The 13707-nt window shown below is 64.6% G+C and carries 16 protein-coding genes and 1 riboswitch; of the genes, 9 read left to right on the plus strand and 7 right to left on the minus strand.

Annotated elements, in window-relative coordinates:
• Positions 1-15 precede the first annotated feature (15 nt).
• Positions 16-1074, plus strand: coding sequence for a Gfo/Idh/MocA family protein (locus QCE64_RS20860; protein ID WP_404987421.1), 1059 nt, complete (start codon positions 16-18; stop codon positions 1072-1074).
• A gap of 26 nt (positions 1075-1100) precedes the next feature.
• Positions 1101-1547 carry a type II 3-dehydroquinate dehydratase gene (gene aroQ / locus QCE64_RS20865; RefSeq protein ID WP_309923135.1) on the plus strand — a complete coding sequence of 149 codons (447 nt, stop codon included), beginning with the start codon at positions 1101-1103 and terminating at the stop codon, positions 1545-1547.
• Between the two features lie 90 nt (positions 1548-1637).
• On the opposite strand, the gene QCE64_RS20870 is transcribed toward aroQ, so the two are convergent.
• Complete coding sequence (locus QCE64_RS20870) at positions 1638-1799, minus strand: hypothetical protein (protein ID WP_309923136.1); 162 nt, start codon at positions 1797-1799, stop codon at positions 1638-1640.
• Positions 1800-1905: 106 nt separating this feature from the next.
• On the minus strand, positions 1906-2325 hold the full coding sequence (locus QCE64_RS20875; RefSeq protein WP_309923138.1) for a hypothetical protein: 420 nt from the start codon (positions 2323-2325) through the stop codon (positions 1906-1908).
• 326 nt (positions 2326-2651) lie between these two features.
• On the opposite strand from QCE64_RS20875, the gene QCE64_RS20880 reads away from it, so the two are divergent.
• Positions 2652-3851 (plus strand): amino acid aminotransferase, encoded by a 1200-nt coding sequence (locus QCE64_RS20880; protein WP_309923140.1) that lies wholly within the window; start codon positions 2652-2654, stop codon positions 3849-3851.
• 15 nt (positions 3852-3866) lie between these two features.
• On the opposite strand, the gene QCE64_RS20885 is transcribed toward QCE64_RS20880, so the two are convergent.
• A complete protein-coding gene (locus tag QCE64_RS20885; RefSeq protein WP_309923142.1) occupies positions 3867-4247 on the minus strand; it encodes a hypothetical protein in 381 nt (126 codons plus the stop codon).
• 174 nt (positions 4248-4421) lie between these two features.
• On the opposite strand from QCE64_RS20885, the gene QCE64_RS20890 reads away from it, so the two are divergent.
• The 3 genes from QCE64_RS20890 to QCE64_RS20900 all read left to right on the plus strand — a co-directional run bounded on the left by QCE64_RS20890 (position 4422) and on the right by QCE64_RS20900 (position 7746).
• Positions 4422-4670 carry a hypothetical protein gene (locus QCE64_RS20890; RefSeq protein ID WP_310006001.1) on the plus strand — a complete coding sequence of 83 codons (249 nt, stop codon included), beginning with the start codon at positions 4422-4424 and terminating at the stop codon, positions 4668-4670.
• 68 nt (positions 4671-4738) lie between these two features.
• Positions 4739-5062 carry a hypothetical protein gene (locus QCE64_RS20895; protein ID WP_310006003.1) on the plus strand — a complete coding sequence of 108 codons (324 nt, stop codon included), beginning with the start codon at positions 4739-4741 and terminating at the stop codon, positions 5060-5062.
• 155 nt (positions 5063-5217) lie between these two features.
• Positions 5218-7746, plus strand: a complete 2529-nt coding sequence (locus tag QCE64_RS20900) for a glucose/quinate/shikimate family membrane-bound PQQ-dependent dehydrogenase (RefSeq protein WP_310006004.1) — start codon at positions 5218-5220, stop codon at positions 7744-7746.
• Between the two features lie 16 nt (positions 7747-7762).
• On the opposite strand, the gene QCE64_RS20905 is transcribed toward QCE64_RS20900, so the two are convergent.
• On the minus strand, positions 7763-7900 hold the full coding sequence (locus QCE64_RS20905) for a hypothetical protein (protein ID WP_309923147.1): 138 nt from the start codon (positions 7898-7900) through the stop codon (positions 7763-7765).
• A gap of 194 nt (positions 7901-8094) precedes the next feature.
• Here QCE64_RS20905 and QCE64_RS20910 point away from each other — a divergent pair, with 194 nt between their 5' ends.
• Positions 8095-9849, plus strand: coding sequence for a PQQ-binding-like beta-propeller repeat protein (locus QCE64_RS20910; protein ID WP_310006007.1), 1755 nt, complete (start codon positions 8095-8097; stop codon positions 9847-9849).
• A 10-nt stretch (positions 9850-9859) separates the two neighbouring features.
• Here QCE64_RS20910 and QCE64_RS20915 read toward each other — a convergent pair whose 3' ends face one another.
• On the minus strand, positions 9860-10921 hold the full coding sequence (locus tag QCE64_RS20915; protein ID WP_309923151.1) for a lipopolysaccharide biosynthesis protein: 1062 nt from the start codon (positions 10919-10921) through the stop codon (positions 9860-9862).
• Between the two features lie 419 nt (positions 10922-11340).
• Between QCE64_RS20915 and QCE64_RS20920 the strand changes: the two genes are divergently transcribed.
• Positions 11341-11817 carry a hypothetical protein gene (locus QCE64_RS20920; RefSeq protein ID WP_309923153.1) on the plus strand — a complete coding sequence of 159 codons (477 nt, stop codon included), beginning with the start codon at positions 11341-11343 and terminating at the stop codon, positions 11815-11817.
• Between the two features lie 20 nt (positions 11818-11837).
• On the opposite strand, the gene QCE64_RS20925 is transcribed toward QCE64_RS20920, so the two are convergent.
• Positions 11838-12284 carry an ester cyclase gene (locus QCE64_RS20925; protein ID WP_310006008.1) on the minus strand — a complete coding sequence of 149 codons (447 nt, stop codon included), beginning with the start codon at positions 12282-12284 and terminating at the stop codon, positions 11838-11840.
• Between the two features lie 114 nt (positions 12285-12398).
• Positions 12399-12566, plus strand: a riboswitch (yybP-ykoY riboswitch).
• A gap of 9 nt (positions 12567-12575) precedes the next feature.
• Between QCE64_RS20925 and mntP the strand changes: the two genes are divergently transcribed.
• The gene (gene mntP, locus QCE64_RS20930; protein ID WP_309932998.1) at positions 12576-13145 is read left to right on the plus strand and encodes a manganese efflux pump MntP; all 570 of its coding nucleotides are present in this window, start codon (positions 12576-12578) and stop codon (positions 13143-13145) included.
• Here the strand turns inward: mntP and QCE64_RS20935 are convergent.
• Positions 13138-13548, minus strand: coding sequence for a DUF6632 domain-containing protein (locus tag QCE64_RS20935; RefSeq protein WP_309923159.1), 411 nt, complete (start codon positions 13546-13548; stop codon positions 13138-13140). The genes mntP and QCE64_RS20935 overlap by 8 nt on opposite strands.
• Positions 13549-13707: the final 159 nt, after the last annotated feature.

Consider the following 13707-nt stretch of genomic DNA (forward strand, 5'->3'; position numbering starts at 1 on the left):
GACAGGTGAGGTCCGGTGAATCCAGCAGCAGGCAAGACGCGCATTGCCGTGGCGGGCGCGGGGTATATCGGTCAGGCGCACATGGGCGTGGCGCAGCACAGTGCGACCTGCACGCTCGCCGCGATCGTCGATCCGGCGCCCGCCGCCGAGGCCATCGCGGCGCAGGCGCAAGTGCCGTTCTACGCGACGCTCGATCAACTGCTCGTTGAAGACCGTCCCGATGGCATCGTGCTCGCGACGCCCAATCAGCTTCATGTGGAGCAGGCGCGCACATGCCTGGCGGCGGGCGTGCCGGTTTTGCTGGAAAAGCCCATCGCGCCGACGGTCGCCGAGGCGCAGGCGCTCGTCGATGACGTGGAGCGCTCGGGCGCGAGGATGCTGATCGGGCATCATCGCGCGCATAGTCCGATCATGGCGCGCGCGAAGCAGGTGATCGAGGAAGGGCGGCTCGGGCCGCTGGTCGCGGTGATGGGCAGCGCCGTGTTCTTCAAGCCCGACGAGTACTACGCCGGCGCGCCATGGCGGCGCGAGCCGGGCGGCGGTCCGATCCTGCTCAACATGATCCACGAGATCCACAACCTGCGGATGTTGTGCGGCGATATCGTCGCGGTACAGGCGTTCGCTTCGCACGCGACCCGCGGTTTTGCCGTCGAGGATACTGTCGCGATCAACCTGCGCTTCGCCAGCGGCGCACTCGGCACCTTCATGCTGTCTGACACGGCCGCGTGCCCGCGCAGCTGGGAGCAGACGTCGCAGGAGAATCCGGCCTACTCGACTTATCCCGACGAAGACTGCTACGTGATCGCCGGCACGTTCGGCTCGCTTTCGGTCCCGACGATGCGCCTCAAGTCCTACGCCACCCCCGCCGACCGTTCCTGGTGGAAGCCCTTCGACGAGGAAATCGTGACGATGCAGCGCGCCGATCCGCTCGCATTGCAGATGGAACATTTCGGGCGAGTGGTGCGCGGCGAAGCTGAGCCTATTGTCAGCGCGCGCGACGGACTGCAGAATCTGCGGATCACCGAGGCCATCGTCGAGGCCGCGCGCAGCGGCAGAATCGTCGAGACCGTCTGAATTTCCTATCCCATCGAGGACAAGTCATGGCAAAAATCCTGACGCTGCACGGCGTCAATCTCAACATGTTCGGCAAGCGCGACCCGAAGCAGTACGGCACGGCGACGCTCGCGCAGATCGATTCCGAAATGAGCGCGCTTGGCAAGGAACTGGGTGTGGACGTGGAGGGCTATCAGACGAACATCGAAGGCGAGATGTGTTCGCGCATTCATCGAGCCTTCGAGGAAAAGGTCGATGCCATCGTCATCAACGCGGGCGCGTGGACGCATTACAGCTATGCGATCCGCGATGCGCTCGCCATTCTGACGGTGCCGGTCATCGAGGTGCACATGTCGCACGTGCATGCGCGCGAGGAGTTCCGCCACAAGTCGGTGTTCGCGGAGATCGCGAAGGGGCAGATCTCCGGCTTCGGCGTGGACAGCTATCTGCTGGGATTGCGAGCCGCTGTTTCCGCGATCGGCGCGGGGAAGTGAGGCTCGGGTAGAACGGCTTCTGAAACGTGTCCGGCGTGGCGGTCAATCAGGCCGCGCCGGTATCGGGCAAAGGCGTTGCGGTCGGGTGGGTCAGACCGTGTGGCCGAAATCCTTGGGCTTGGCGCCGGATTTGCGTTCCGCCGCACGCACGCGCACCGGTTGTTGATCGCGCCGGGTGGCGCCCCGGATGAACAGCACCGCACAGAGTGCGCTGATGGCCCAGACAGCTGCAATGATCGTCAAGTAGTTCATGTCGTTCTTCCTGATGCTTCTTCGTGCTGCCTGTGCGGTCCGTCGACGCGGGCGGCGGTCCTGAGGTCCAGTCCGTCCCGCGCGCTTTACCCGTCTTGTCTCAAACTCAAGCCTGCGAGGCCGGCATCGTCAGAAGACGGCCGATCAGCTGTTCCGCGATGGCGTGTTGCTCGGTGAGGGTGATGGCGTCGTCGCTTGCGGCGTCCGGCGCGGCGCGAAGCGTGCCCGCCAGGCGCATGATGTTGTCCGACACCGACTGCAGCTCTTTCAACAACTCGGCTTGCGTCGCCGACACGTTCTGCTGACTGTTCCCTGCAAGCACTTCAGCCGTGCGATGCGGCCTTGCGTTACCTTCCATCGTCTGAAACATGTCGACCCCCGTGAGTGGATGATGCGATTCTCCCGCCGCTGCTCGAAAAGCAATCCTCCGAACAACACCTGATTCCGGCCTCAAATCATTTTGTGGCCCGTAACCGATGCCTCGCTGAAGTTGCAGCAGGTCCGCCCAGCAAGGCTTTGCGGCCATCGGGCGAAAACATCGCGAATTTTTCGTGGCTTCTTTTTCAGACTGACAGCACGAGCGTGCTGGACGGAAAGGGTGGGCCGCTCAAAAAAACAACACTTTTTACACGAAAGGGCGCGGCGGCAGGTGGGCGAAATGACCCAAATTTTTGGGGTCGCAAGAGGCAAGCGGTAAATCTTGCGGCGTGGCTTGCGCTTTGGGGGATTCCGCGAGGCGGAGAACGGGCGGAATCGGCTACTATCTCGAAACCATAAAGACTCATCAGGCGGTCACGCACTGCGCGTCAATCGTCCCAACCCTCGCTGATCTCTCGTCCTGACACGCTCACCATGTTCGAACACATCGATGCCTATCCCGGCGACCCCATCCTGTCGCTGAACGAAAACTTCCAGAAGGACCCGCGCACCAGCAAGGTCAACCTGAGCATCGGCATCTACTTCGACGACGAAGGCCGTCTGCCCGTCATGAAGGCGGTGCGCGAGGCGGAACTGTCGATCCTGAAGGACCTCGGTCCCAAGCCCTACCTGCCGATGGCCGGTTTTGCCCATTACCGCGACGCCGTGCAGGCGCTCGTGTTCGGCAACGACAACCCGGCGCGCGCCGCCGGCCGCATCGCCAGCGTGCAGACGCTTGGCGGTTCGGGCGCGCTGAAAGTGGGCGCGGACTTCATCAAGCGCTATTTCCCGCAGTCGAAGGTCTGGGTGAGCGACCCGACGTGGGAAAACCACCGCTTCATCTTCGAGCGCGCGGGCTTCGAAGTGAACACCTACCCGTACTACGACGAGGCCAGCGGCGGCCTGCTGTTCGACGCCATGCTCGCCGCCATCGACAAGCTGCCGGCAAAAAGCGTCGTGCTGCTGCACGCGTGCTGCCACAACCCGACGGGCGTCGACCTCGACGACAGCCAGTGGCTCAGGATCATCGACGTATTGCAGAAGCGCGATCTGCTGCCCTTCGTCGACATGGCCTATCAGGGCTTCGGTTCCGGCCTGGATGAAGACGCCTTTGCCGTGCGCGAACTCGCGCGCCGTGGCGTTCCGGGCTTCGTCGCCAATTCGTTCTCGAAGAACTTCTCGCTGTACGGCGAGCGCTGCGGCGGCCTGCACGTGATCTGCGACGACTCCGCCGCCGCCGACCGCGTGCTCGGCCAGCTGACGAGCGCGGTGCGTTCGAACTACAGCAATCCGCCGACGCACGGCGCGAAGATCGTGACGCAGGTGTTGAACACGCCGGAACTCAGGCAGTCGTGGCAGGACGAGCTGGCATCGATGTGCCAGCGCATCGCGCGCATGCGTCAGGCTATCCATGACGGCCTCAAGGACCACGTTCGAGGCGAAATGCTGACGCGTTACATCAAGCAGCGCGGCATGTTCACCTACACCGGACTCGTGGCGGAACAGGCGGACCGCCTCAAGGAGGAATTCGGCGTGTATATCCTGCGTTCGGGTCGCATGTGCGTCGCGGGCCTGAACGACAGCAACGTGCAGATCGTCGCCGATGCGATCGGCAAGGTGCTGGCGGCCAAGTAAGTCTCCTCCACGGCGCTACATCGCGGGACAGGACAGTACTTTCTGCGGCGGCAGGCTGCCCGGTCCCGTGTCCACTTTCGTCCCGCGTGTCGGCGTCAGGATGAGCCGCACGCTGTTCGTGCCTTCGTTCGCGAGTACGTAGACGTCGCCGCTTCCCTCCGGCTGCCAGTACACGCGATACACCTCCCCTTCCTTGTAGACATGCAGCGCGCCATGCCGCACCGCGCCGCTGCGCCAGAAGTTCACGCTTTCGCCCTCGCGCAGGGTGATCGGTGCGTCCTGTCCGCCGGTCGCGCTTTCGAGCGTGCCACAGACGGCGTCGTCGGCGCGGGCGGACAGGCTGACCGTAAGCGCCATCAGCGCGCCGGCGCAGATCGTCAGAGATGAGCGTTTCATCGTCATGCGTCTCCTTTCAAGAACACCGGCGCGCGTGCGCCGTGCCGCGCTGGTTGCAAGATACGCGCCGCCGTTCTTTTTCCCGTGTGCTACTTTGAATGAAGCAGGCCGGCCCGGATGCCTGCATGCGAAGGCGGCCGGCCCGGCAGGCGGCGTTCGATCATGGAGGCCCTCATGTCAGTGATCGCACCGGACGAAAGAGCGAAGTTTCTGGCCATCCTGACGCGCCATCGGCTCGACGAGCAGGATTTCCTCGTGCAGGAGGGCGGTCAGAACGATGTCGTCGATGACGTGTATCCGTTACAAGGGCTCGTCACCATCACGCGGCGCTCCACGCTCAAGGAGCGCGAATATCGCATCGGACACGGCACGAACTGGACCGCTGCGTTCGAGAAGGATCTGAACAAGGGCGTGTTCCGTTGAGCAGCACGCCTGAAGGAAGTGAGCTGAAGCAGTCTTCCATCACGCATCTTTTTGACGCGGAGCAGGCGATGAGACCCATCGAATTCAAGTCGTTCAAGGCGCATGTCGCGATGATGCTGCGCGATCTGCCGCGCGGCGTGACCGCCGATCTGACCGACGTCGCCGTCGCGTACTGGAACGGGACTCAGGTGGTGGGCGCCTATCTGCGCGACCACGGCCGCCTCGACGAGGACTTCGACTTCGACGAAAACGCCTGGGGCAACTGGGGCGAAGAGTTCCTGATGTGGCTGGATGCGCCGCGCTTCACCGAACGCGCCGACCTGAAGGCGGCGTTTGCCGCCGGTGCGGTCGCGGCGTTGCCGCCCGGCGGACTCTGGCCGCGACCACGCTGACTTTTATCGTAAGTCACTTGTAAAGCTTTACCCATGGCGCGCTTTCATCCGCCGAAACGGCACGTTGATTGCTCCTGACGACGACGCGACAGCGTCCGAACCACGACCGCCCGCCGGCCGTGTCTCGCCATTCATCGTCACTGAGGGAGTCCAGCATGGCTGGCAACGGAAGACTTCATTCGCTCACGTTCTTCACGGCCATCGTGTTCGTCGTCATCGGCGTGCTGCTGGGGATCGGCGGCGCTTACCTCGTGGCGGTGAAAGGCTCGTGGTACTACGTGGTCACGGGCGTGGCCATCGTCCTGACCGGATTGCTTCTGCTGATCCGGCGCCGCTCGGCGCTCCTGCTGTTCGCGCTCGTGCTGTTCGGCTCGACGCTGTGGGCCGTCTTCGAAGTGCATTTCGATTTCTGGCAACTGATGCCGCGCCTGTGGGTCTGGCTCGTGCTCGCTATCTGGCTGCTGATTCCGTTCGTGCATCGCGGGGCCATGTTTGGGCCGCCTTCCACCGCGCGGGCCGCGCGTACGCCGCTGGCGGCGGCGATCATTCTCACGTCGCTGCTCGGCGCCGGCACGTATTTCCGCGATCCGCACGACCTGTCCGGACGCATCGACGTGGAAGCCGCCGCCGATGCCAATCAACCCGACACGAACGCCGGCACCGGACGCAAGCCGGGCGACTGGACCGATTACGGCGGCTCGCCGCTCGCGCAGCGTTATGTGCCGCTGACGCAGATCACGCCGGAGAACGCGCATCAACTGAAAGTGGCCTGGACCTATCGCACCGGCGACATGCCCGGTTCCGGCGATCCCACCGAGACCACCGACGAGAACACGCCGATCAAGGTCGGCGACACGATTTTCCTGTGTACGCCGCATAGCAAGGTGATCGCGCTGGATGCCGCGTCGGGCAAGGAAAAATGGCGCTTCGATCCGCAGATCCAGAGCCCGGTCGGCTTCAAGCATTGGGAGCATATGACTTGCCGGGGCGTCGCTTATTACGATCCGGCAATGCATGCGGCTGCTGCTCCTTCCGATGCGGCCGCTTCCGCGCCTTCAGACGCCGCCGCATCAGCTCCTTTGGATGTGGCCGCCTCCGCTCCAGCCGATGCCGCCGCAGCATCAGTACCCGCCGCACCCGCACCCGTAACAACGCCCGCACAAACCACCGCGCTTGCCGAGTGCCCGCGCCGCCTGTTCCTGCCCACCGCCGACGCCCGCCTGATCGCCCTCGACGCCGACACCGGCAAGCCCTGCGCGAGCTTCGGCAAGGACGGCGCGATCGATCTGCGCGCCAACGTCGGCCCGTTTACGCCGGGCGGCTATTACTCGACTTCGCCGCCGGCGCTGTTCCACAACCTCGTGATCGTCGGCGGCCACGTGACCGACAACGAATCGAACAACGAACCTTCCGGCGTGATCCGCGCGTTCGACGTGAACGACGGCCATCTCGTCTGGAACTGGGATCCGGGCAATCCGGACGCCACCGAGCCGATCGCCGCGGGCGGCACCTACGTCCGCAATTCGCCGAACATGTGGTCGATGTTCAGCGTCGACGAGAAGCGCGGCATGATCTACCTGCCAATGGGCAACCAGACGCCGGATCAATGGGGCGGCCAACGCACGCCGCAGGCGGAGAAGTTCGGTGCGGGACTCGTCGCGCTGGACGGCGCGACGGGCAAGCTGCGCTGGAACTATCAGTTCACGCATCACGACCTGTGGGACATGGACGTGGGCGGGCAGCCGACGCTCGTCGACCTGCAGACGGCGCAGGGCACGCAGCCGGCGATCATCGCGTCGACGAAGCAGGGCAGCATCTACGTGCTGAATCGCGAGACCGGCCAGCCGATCGTGCCGATCAATGAAGTGCCCGTGCCGCAGGGCGCGGCCAAGGGCGACCATGCATCGCCGACGCAGGCGGTTTCCGCGCTCAACTTCAATCCGCCGCGCATCCGGGAGGCGGACATGTGGGGCACGACGCCGTTCGATCAGCTCTGGTGCCGTATCAAGTTCAAGAGCCTGCGCTATGACGGGCCGTTCACGCCGCCGTCGGAGCAGGGCACGCTGGTGTTCCCCGGCAACTTCGGCGTGTTCGACTGGGGCGGCATCTCAGTCGATCCGGTGCGGCAGATCCTGATCGCGAATCCGGACTATATGGCGTTCGTGTCGAAGCTGATTCCGCGCGAGAAGATCCCGGAAGGCAAGAGCGACGGCGTGGTCAGCGAGACCAGCGGCATCAAGCTGGCGCGCGGTACGCCGTTCGGCTTCGAGATCAACCCGTTTCTTTCGCCGCTCGGCATTCCCTGCCAGGCGCCGCCGTGGGGTTACATGGCGGGCGTCGATCTGCGCACGAACAAGATTGCGTGGCAGCACAAGAACGGCACGATTGTCGACAGCGCGCCCTTGCCCATTCCGATGCCGCTCGGCGTGCCGAGTCTGGGCGGAACGATCGTGACGGCGGGCGGCGTTGCGTTCCTGACCGGCACGCTCGATCAATACGTGCGCGCCTACGACGTCCACGACGGCCGGAAGCTGTGGGAAGCGCGCTTGCCGGCGGGCGGACAGTCGACGCCGATGAGCTATGCGGACGCCAGCGGCAAGCAGTATTTGCTCGTGACCGCGGGCGGACATGGCTCGCTCGGCACCAAGGCCGGCGATTACGTCATTGCCTACACGCTGCAATGACGGTTGGGGCGCGAGATTACTGCGCGCGCCGATAGGCTTCGGCCATCAGCGCGCTGACCTTGGCGCGGGTATGAAGCGCGTCGCGCGTGGCTGCGCGAAGCTTGGCGGCGAGGAAGGAAACGAGGGCGATCGGGGTGGCGGCGATGATTCCCATGGCGGACTCCATACTAGGGGTAACTAACTAGGTAATAACCCTAGGTTAGCATACTTTGATGCGGTGCAATAAAACGCTTTCATAAAACCGCATCCGTGTGGGCATTTCGTAAGCTGATTAGACGGATCGCCGTCGCGTTGAAGTGTCGGCGCGATGGTTCCAGGTCGTCCCGTCTCTCCGTCGAGGAGTTGCACATGAAAGCGCTCGTTCCTGCCTGTGCCGCTGCTATCGGCGTCACGCTGCTCGCGATCATCATCGGCGCATGCAGCGGGGGCGGCTCCGGCGGGGACGCCTCCTCATCCGCGGCGGGCGGCGGAGCGGCTTCGGGGGCATCGAGCCCAGCGGGGGCATCGAGTGCATCAGGTGCATCAGGCGCCTCGGGCGCTTCCAGTCCTTCCGGCAGCAACGGCAACGGCAACGGCTCGACCACCGCCGTCAGTCATCCGACGGACGTCACCACCTGGCACAACGACATCGCCCGAACCGGCCAGCAACTGGCCGAAACCGTCCTGACGCCGTCGAACGTCAATACGGCGACGTTCGGCAAGGTGGGCGTGTTCAACGTGGACGGCGCCGTCGATGCCCAGCCGCTCTTTCTGGCCGGCGTGCCGATCGCGGGCGGCACGCGCAATGTGCTGTACGTCGCGACCGAGAACGCGAACGTCTATGCCTTCGATGCCGACAGCGGCGCCGTGCTCTGGAAAGTCTCGACGCTCGGCAACGGCGAGTCGCCCAGCGACGACCACGGCTGCGCTCAGATCACGCCGAACATCGGCGTCACGGCGACGCCGGTCATCGACCGTTCGCGCGGCCCGCATGGCGTGATGTACTTGATCGGCATGTCGAAGGACGGGTCGGGCGGCTATCACCAGCGCATCCACGCGCTCGACGTCACCACGGGCGCCGAGCTCTTCAACGGTCCGACCGAAATCACCGCGAGCTATCCGGGCAACGGCGCGGGCAGCCAGAACGGCCAGGTGCCGTTCACGCCGGGCCAGTACGCCGAACGGGCCGCGTTGCTGCTGTTGAACGGCGTCGTGTACACGTCCTGGACTTCGCACTGCGATTTCATGCCGTACACCGGCTGGGTCATCGGCTACAACGCCGACACGCTCCAGCAGGCAAGCGTGCTCAACCTGACGCCGAACGGCCAGATGGGCGCGATCTGGATGAGCGGCGCGGGGCCGGCATCGGACGGGCAGGGCATCTATCTGCTCGATGCCAACGGCACCTTCGACCCGACGCAAAACGCCCAGGAAATGCCGATCAACGGCAACTACGGCAACGGCTTCCTGCGCATCGACCCAAATCCGCTGCGGGTGCAGGATTACTTCCAGGCGTCGAACACGGTGCAGGAGTCGAACGAAGACGAGGATCTCGGCTCGGGCGGCGCGATGGTGTTGCCCGATTTCACCGATGCAAACGGCACCGTCCAGCATCTTGCGGTGGGCGCGGGCAAGAACTCGACCATCTACGTGGTCAACCGCCTGTCGATGGGCAAGTTCGATTCGAACGCCGACCACATCTATCAGGAACTCGTCGGGCAGATCACGGGGCCGATGTTCGCCGGGCCGGCCTACTTCAACAACACGGTGTACTTCGGTTCGATCGGCGACAGCATCAAGGCGTTCGCGGTATCGAACGCTGCGTTGTCCGCGACGCCCACCAGCAAGACCGCGAACACCTTCGGCGCGCCGGGCGCGACGCCGAGCATTTCCGCCAATGGCGCCACGAACGGCATCCTGTGGGCTGCGGAGAACGGCACCATCGCCGGGCTGCGCGCCTACGACGCAAGCAACCTGGCGACCCAGCTCTACAACAGCGGCGACACCAGTGGACGCGACCAGTTTGGTCAGGGCAACAAGTTCATCACGCCGACCGTCGCGAACGGCAAGGTCTATGTGGGCACGAAGAGCGGCGTCGGCGTGTTCGGGCTGCTGGCGAAGTGAGCGCGCGATCTCACGGCGCCGGATGCGCCGCGACGAACGACTTGAACGCGCTGTAGGCCGGCTTGGGCGTCTTGCCGTCGTTCAGCATGATGCCGTACGGGCCTTCGCCGCCGCTGGGGTCGTCGTAGAGTTCGTAGACCTGCAGTGACGTGATGCCGTATTGCGTGGAGATCGACTTGAGCGCGCCCAGCATGTTGACCGACAGGTAATCGGCGGCCTGTTGCTGGGTGCCCGGAAAGCTCGGCCGGATACCGACTTCGTTGATCCACACCGGCTTGCCGAAACTCTTCAAGGTGCCGATCACGTTGTAGCAGCCCGTGCCGCCGCACGCGTGGGTGATATCGCCTTGCTCGGAATACCAGTGCCAGGCCGTCACGTCCCAGGTGACTTTCGGATGACCGGTCGTGCCGTCGGGCTGCGTGCCGTTCGCGAGCATGACATCGAAGCCATAGTGCATCCAGGTGTTGCCGCCGATCACGATCTTGCCCAGCGGATCCAGCGACTTTATCCCCGCGATCAACCCGCGCACCACGCCGCGTGCAATCTGGAAGCGCGTGTTGTCGAAGTCGGTGCTGCGCACGCCGTCCACCCAGCCGACGAGACATTGCGCCGCGAGTTCGTTGGTCACTTCGTAGTACGCGTAGCGCTGCACCGCGACGATCTGCCGGGCGATGGAATACGCGGCGCTGTAGGCATCGCTCTCGCCGGCGAAATTGAGTTCGAGCAGGATGACCGGATACACGGTGATGCCGCTGGCGGCCATCGTCCTGGCGACGTTGGCGAGGGTTCGGGCGCCTGGCGCATCGCGCACCTCGATGCGGTACATCTTCACGTTGAGATCGCGCAATTGCGACCGTTGCAGCGCCGGGCTCGAAAGGGCGTACGCGCCGGTGTTGTTGTGGCCGTTGATGCCGTAGGCGATGTCGCGGGCACTCGGGTACGTGAGCGGCGCGGGAATGACCGGGCGCGCGGCATCGCTGACCGCGGCGGGGCCGGCGCTGTCCGAGCCGCCGCCGCACGCCGCGAGCAACAGGGGCAGCGTGAGCGCGCCGAACTTGTGGACGAGTTTCATGATGAGGAAGGACGCGAGAAATATCGAAGCGATACCCCGAACCGTTGCCGATATCGAATTAGTTGGGCGGATGCGAACCGGAGGGACGCGGCGTTGTGATGGTTCGATGGGAATGCGCGTCGGCGGCGGGCGTCTGGCCGGTGCACGCACGTTCTGCGGAAGGGACAGGAAGAGGCCGCGAAGGCCTTGTTTGGCGAAGCTGCGGGAACGTGTGGGAGCGTGCGTAGATGACTATAGACGCTGGTTGCGCGCGAAATCAAGGCGTGGCGTCGCCAGGCAAACGCACGAAACGGTAGACCCTCGGAAGCCCTGCTTTTGATTGGGCCGAACGGTCGGAATGCCGTGTCAAAGACGGATGCGTTATATTTCAAAATACATAGCGCATTGCATTCGACGCAAAGAACCTGTCACTGGCTACCATGTTGACCCGCACACGATCACGATCACCCGCCACGTCCGCCCCGGCCGATTCGAGCCTGGGCGCCAGCATCATTACCGTGCAGGCCGCGCGCGATCGCGAACGCGCCGAGCCGCTTCGGGATCTCGTCGATGCGCATCGGCGCTTGCAGGGCAGCGTGTTGCGCTTTCTCTCGTTATTCGTGGAGAGCGTGGAGCCCGCGCCGCTGGACCAACTGGTGGCCTGTCTGGAAAAGAAGGCGCGCGCGGCGGGCTTTGCGCGCATGCCGGAATTGAGCGAAGCCGTGCAGGCGACGCGCGAAGCCGCCCGGCAGCGCGAGTGGCTGTTCTCCGATTCCTTCGGCACCGATGCCGCCGCGCTCCGCGAAGCCGCTCGCGCGCTGGAGCGCCTGGACGCGACGCTCGTCGGCTTGTGTGTCGAACATGTGGTGCGGCAGACCGCCTCGCGCGGCGCGAAAGGCAAGGCGCGGCGCGCCTGAGCATCAATCCGGAAGTACTTTCAGGGCGATGGCCTGATCCCGGACGGCACGGCGTCGAGCTGGCGGAATACGCTGAGCCAGTCTTCGAGATGCCAGGTTTGCGAGACGCGGTCGCCGCGTATCTCGTGGAAGGAGTGAATCGCGAAACGAAGCGGCTTGCGGGTGGCGGCGATGCCCATCAGCGGCCCGGCCTGTGTGCCGCTCACTTCGGCGCGTACGCCCACGCGATCATCCTGCACCAGCATGTCCAGGATCTCGATGCGCATGTCGGGCAGCGCAATGGCGAGATCGGCGAAGATGGGAATCATCTGGTCGGGACCTGGACGCTCTCTGGGCGGTTCGGGAAGATACGCCCAGTCCGGTGTGACGGCCTCGCGCAGCAGCATGAGATCGTGCGTGGCAAATGCGCGATAGAGCCGTTCGACTGCGTCTTTCGCAGCCGCGTGGGTAAGCTGGCCTGCCTGCATGGCGCCTCCGTCATGAGCGAGTTGGCATGCGGTGGAAACTGCGGCATAACGTACCCACTGTACCGCAACCTGTCGTGAACGCGCAGGAACGGCCCAGGAGTCATGTTAAGCTCACGGCTCTTCGCTGGGGAGTAGCCGGCTTTCCGTTCGGGAAAGCGTCCATGTCAACACGCTCGGTCGTTCGGACCGTGGCATGGGCAACCGTCAAGGGTTGGCAAGACCATCGACAGATCCGCGACCGGTCGGGCGCGCGTTCTGTCGTTCCATCTTGCCCGACCAGAGCGCTACTCGATGAACCTCGCCTCCACACTATTCCTCGCCTTCGCCATGTCCACCGACGCCTTCGCGGCCGCCGTCGGCAAAGGCGCCACGTTGCACAAGCCGCGCATTGCCGAGGCCCTGAAGACCGGCGTGATCTTCGGTGTGATCGAGGCGCTGACGCCGCTCGTCGGCTGGGCGCTTGGCAAGGCGGCCGCGCAGTACGTCACCGCGTGGGACCACTGGATTGCGTTCGCGCTGCTGGGTCTGCTCGGCGCGCGCATGATTCGCGAAGGCCTGCGCGCCGTGGAGCATGAGGAAGAAAAGCCCAACTCCCACTCGTTCTGGGTGCTCGCGCTCACCGGCTTCGCCACCAGCATCGATGCCATGGCGGTCGGCGCGGGCCTCGCGTTCATCGATGTCGATATCTTCTCCACGGCCGCGACCATCGGCTTCGCGACCATGCTGATGGTGACCATCGGCGTGATGGTCGGGCGGCTCGTGGGCGCGACCATCGGCAAGCGGGCGGAGATTGTCGGCGGGCTGATCCTGATGGGCGTCGGCTGCGTGATCCTGGCCGAGCATCTCGGCTATCTCAACTGAGCTTGCCTGCCTGCCCGCGGCGCGGCGTGAAGTACGCGAGCGCGGCGGCGACGATGAACAGCGCCGGCACATCGCCGGCCAGATGGCCGATATGCGCATGAGACTGCGTGCCGCCGAATGACTGCACGGCCATGATGGCGCCGTGCACGATGCTCGACCACACCGTGAACCAGATGAGACTCAGGTGCCGCAGCGGATCGCGCGAGGCGATCAGCAGGAACACGCCGAGCGTCGCGTAGAGGCCGACGATCATCAGCGCGTACTCCGAGCGGCCTTCGTGCGTGCCTTCCCAGGCCCAGCCGGAAGGCCAGAGCAGCATCAGGGGATAGACGGCGAACAGCGCGATCAGCCCAACGATCACGAGCACGATGCGCAGGCAGGCAAGACGACGGGCGTCGGTCATGGCGATCTCCTTCGCCGCATGCGGCGTGAGCCTCACGATACGCCGGAAAGCACGCGTCGCGAAGCTTGGGCTGCGTGTTTGGCGGGCAGCGTCTTCCACCAAAATTCGGCGCGAATACGATAACAAAAACTGCCTTCCGGCCGATACGATTCGTGCTTC

The sequence above is a fragment of the Caballeronia sp. LZ043 genome, from assembly GCF_031451075.1.
Taxonomy (GTDB): Bacteria; Pseudomonadota; Gammaproteobacteria; order Burkholderiales; family Burkholderiaceae; genus Caballeronia.

Coding starts and splice junctions, on each gene's coding strand:
- QCE64_RS20875 (WP_309923138.1), bottom strand. CDS start 2,325: ATGGCCGCAAAGCCTTGCTGGGCGGACCTGCTGCAACTTCAGCGAGGC.
- QCE64_RS20880 (WP_309923140.1), top strand. CDS start 2,652: ATGTTCGAACACATCGATGCCTATCCCGGCGACCCCATCCTGTCGCTG.
- QCE64_RS20890 (WP_310006001.1), top strand. CDS start 4,422: ATGTCAGTGATCGCACCGGACGAAAGAGCGAAGTTTCTGGCCATCCTG.
- QCE64_RS20910 (WP_310006007.1), top strand. CDS start 8,095: ATGAAAGCGCTCGTTCCTGCCTGTGCCGCTGCTATCGGCGTCACGCTG.
- mntP (WP_309932998.1), top strand. CDS start 12,576: ATGAACCTCGCCTCCACACTATTCCTCGCCTTCGCCATGTCCACCGAC.
- QCE64_RS20925 (WP_310006008.1), bottom strand. CDS start 12,284: ATGCAGGCAGGCCAGCTTACCCACGCGGCTGCGAAAGACGCAGTCGAA.
- aroQ (WP_309923135.1), top strand. CDS start 1,101: ATGGCAAAAATCCTGACGCTGCACGGCGTCAATCTCAACATGTTCGGC.
- QCE64_RS20905 (WP_309923147.1), bottom strand. CDS start 7,900: ATGGGAATCATCGCCGCCACCCCGATCGCCCTCGTTTCCTTCCTCGCC.
- QCE64_RS20870 (WP_309923136.1), bottom strand. CDS start 1,799: ATGAACTACTTGACGATCATTGCAGCTGTCTGGGCCATCAGCGCACTC.
- QCE64_RS20900 (WP_310006004.1), top strand. CDS start 5,218: ATGGCTGGCAACGGAAGACTTCATTCGCTCACGTTCTTCACGGCCATC.
- QCE64_RS20915 (WP_309923151.1), bottom strand. CDS start 10,921: ATGAAACTCGTCCACAAGTTCGGCGCGCTCACGCTGCCCCTGTTGCTC.
- QCE64_RS20935 (WP_309923159.1), bottom strand. CDS start 13,548: ATGACCGACGCCCGTCGTCTTGCCTGCCTGCGCATCGTGCTCGTGATC.
- QCE64_RS20895 (WP_310006003.1), top strand. CDS start 4,739: ATGAGACCCATCGAATTCAAGTCGTTCAAGGCGCATGTCGCGATGATG.
- QCE64_RS20885 (WP_309923142.1), bottom strand. CDS start 4,247: ATGAAACGCTCATCTCTGACGATCTGCGCCGGCGCGCTGATGGCGCTT.
- QCE64_RS20920 (WP_309923153.1), top strand. CDS start 11,341: ATGTTGACCCGCACACGATCACGATCACCCGCCACGTCCGCCCCGGCC.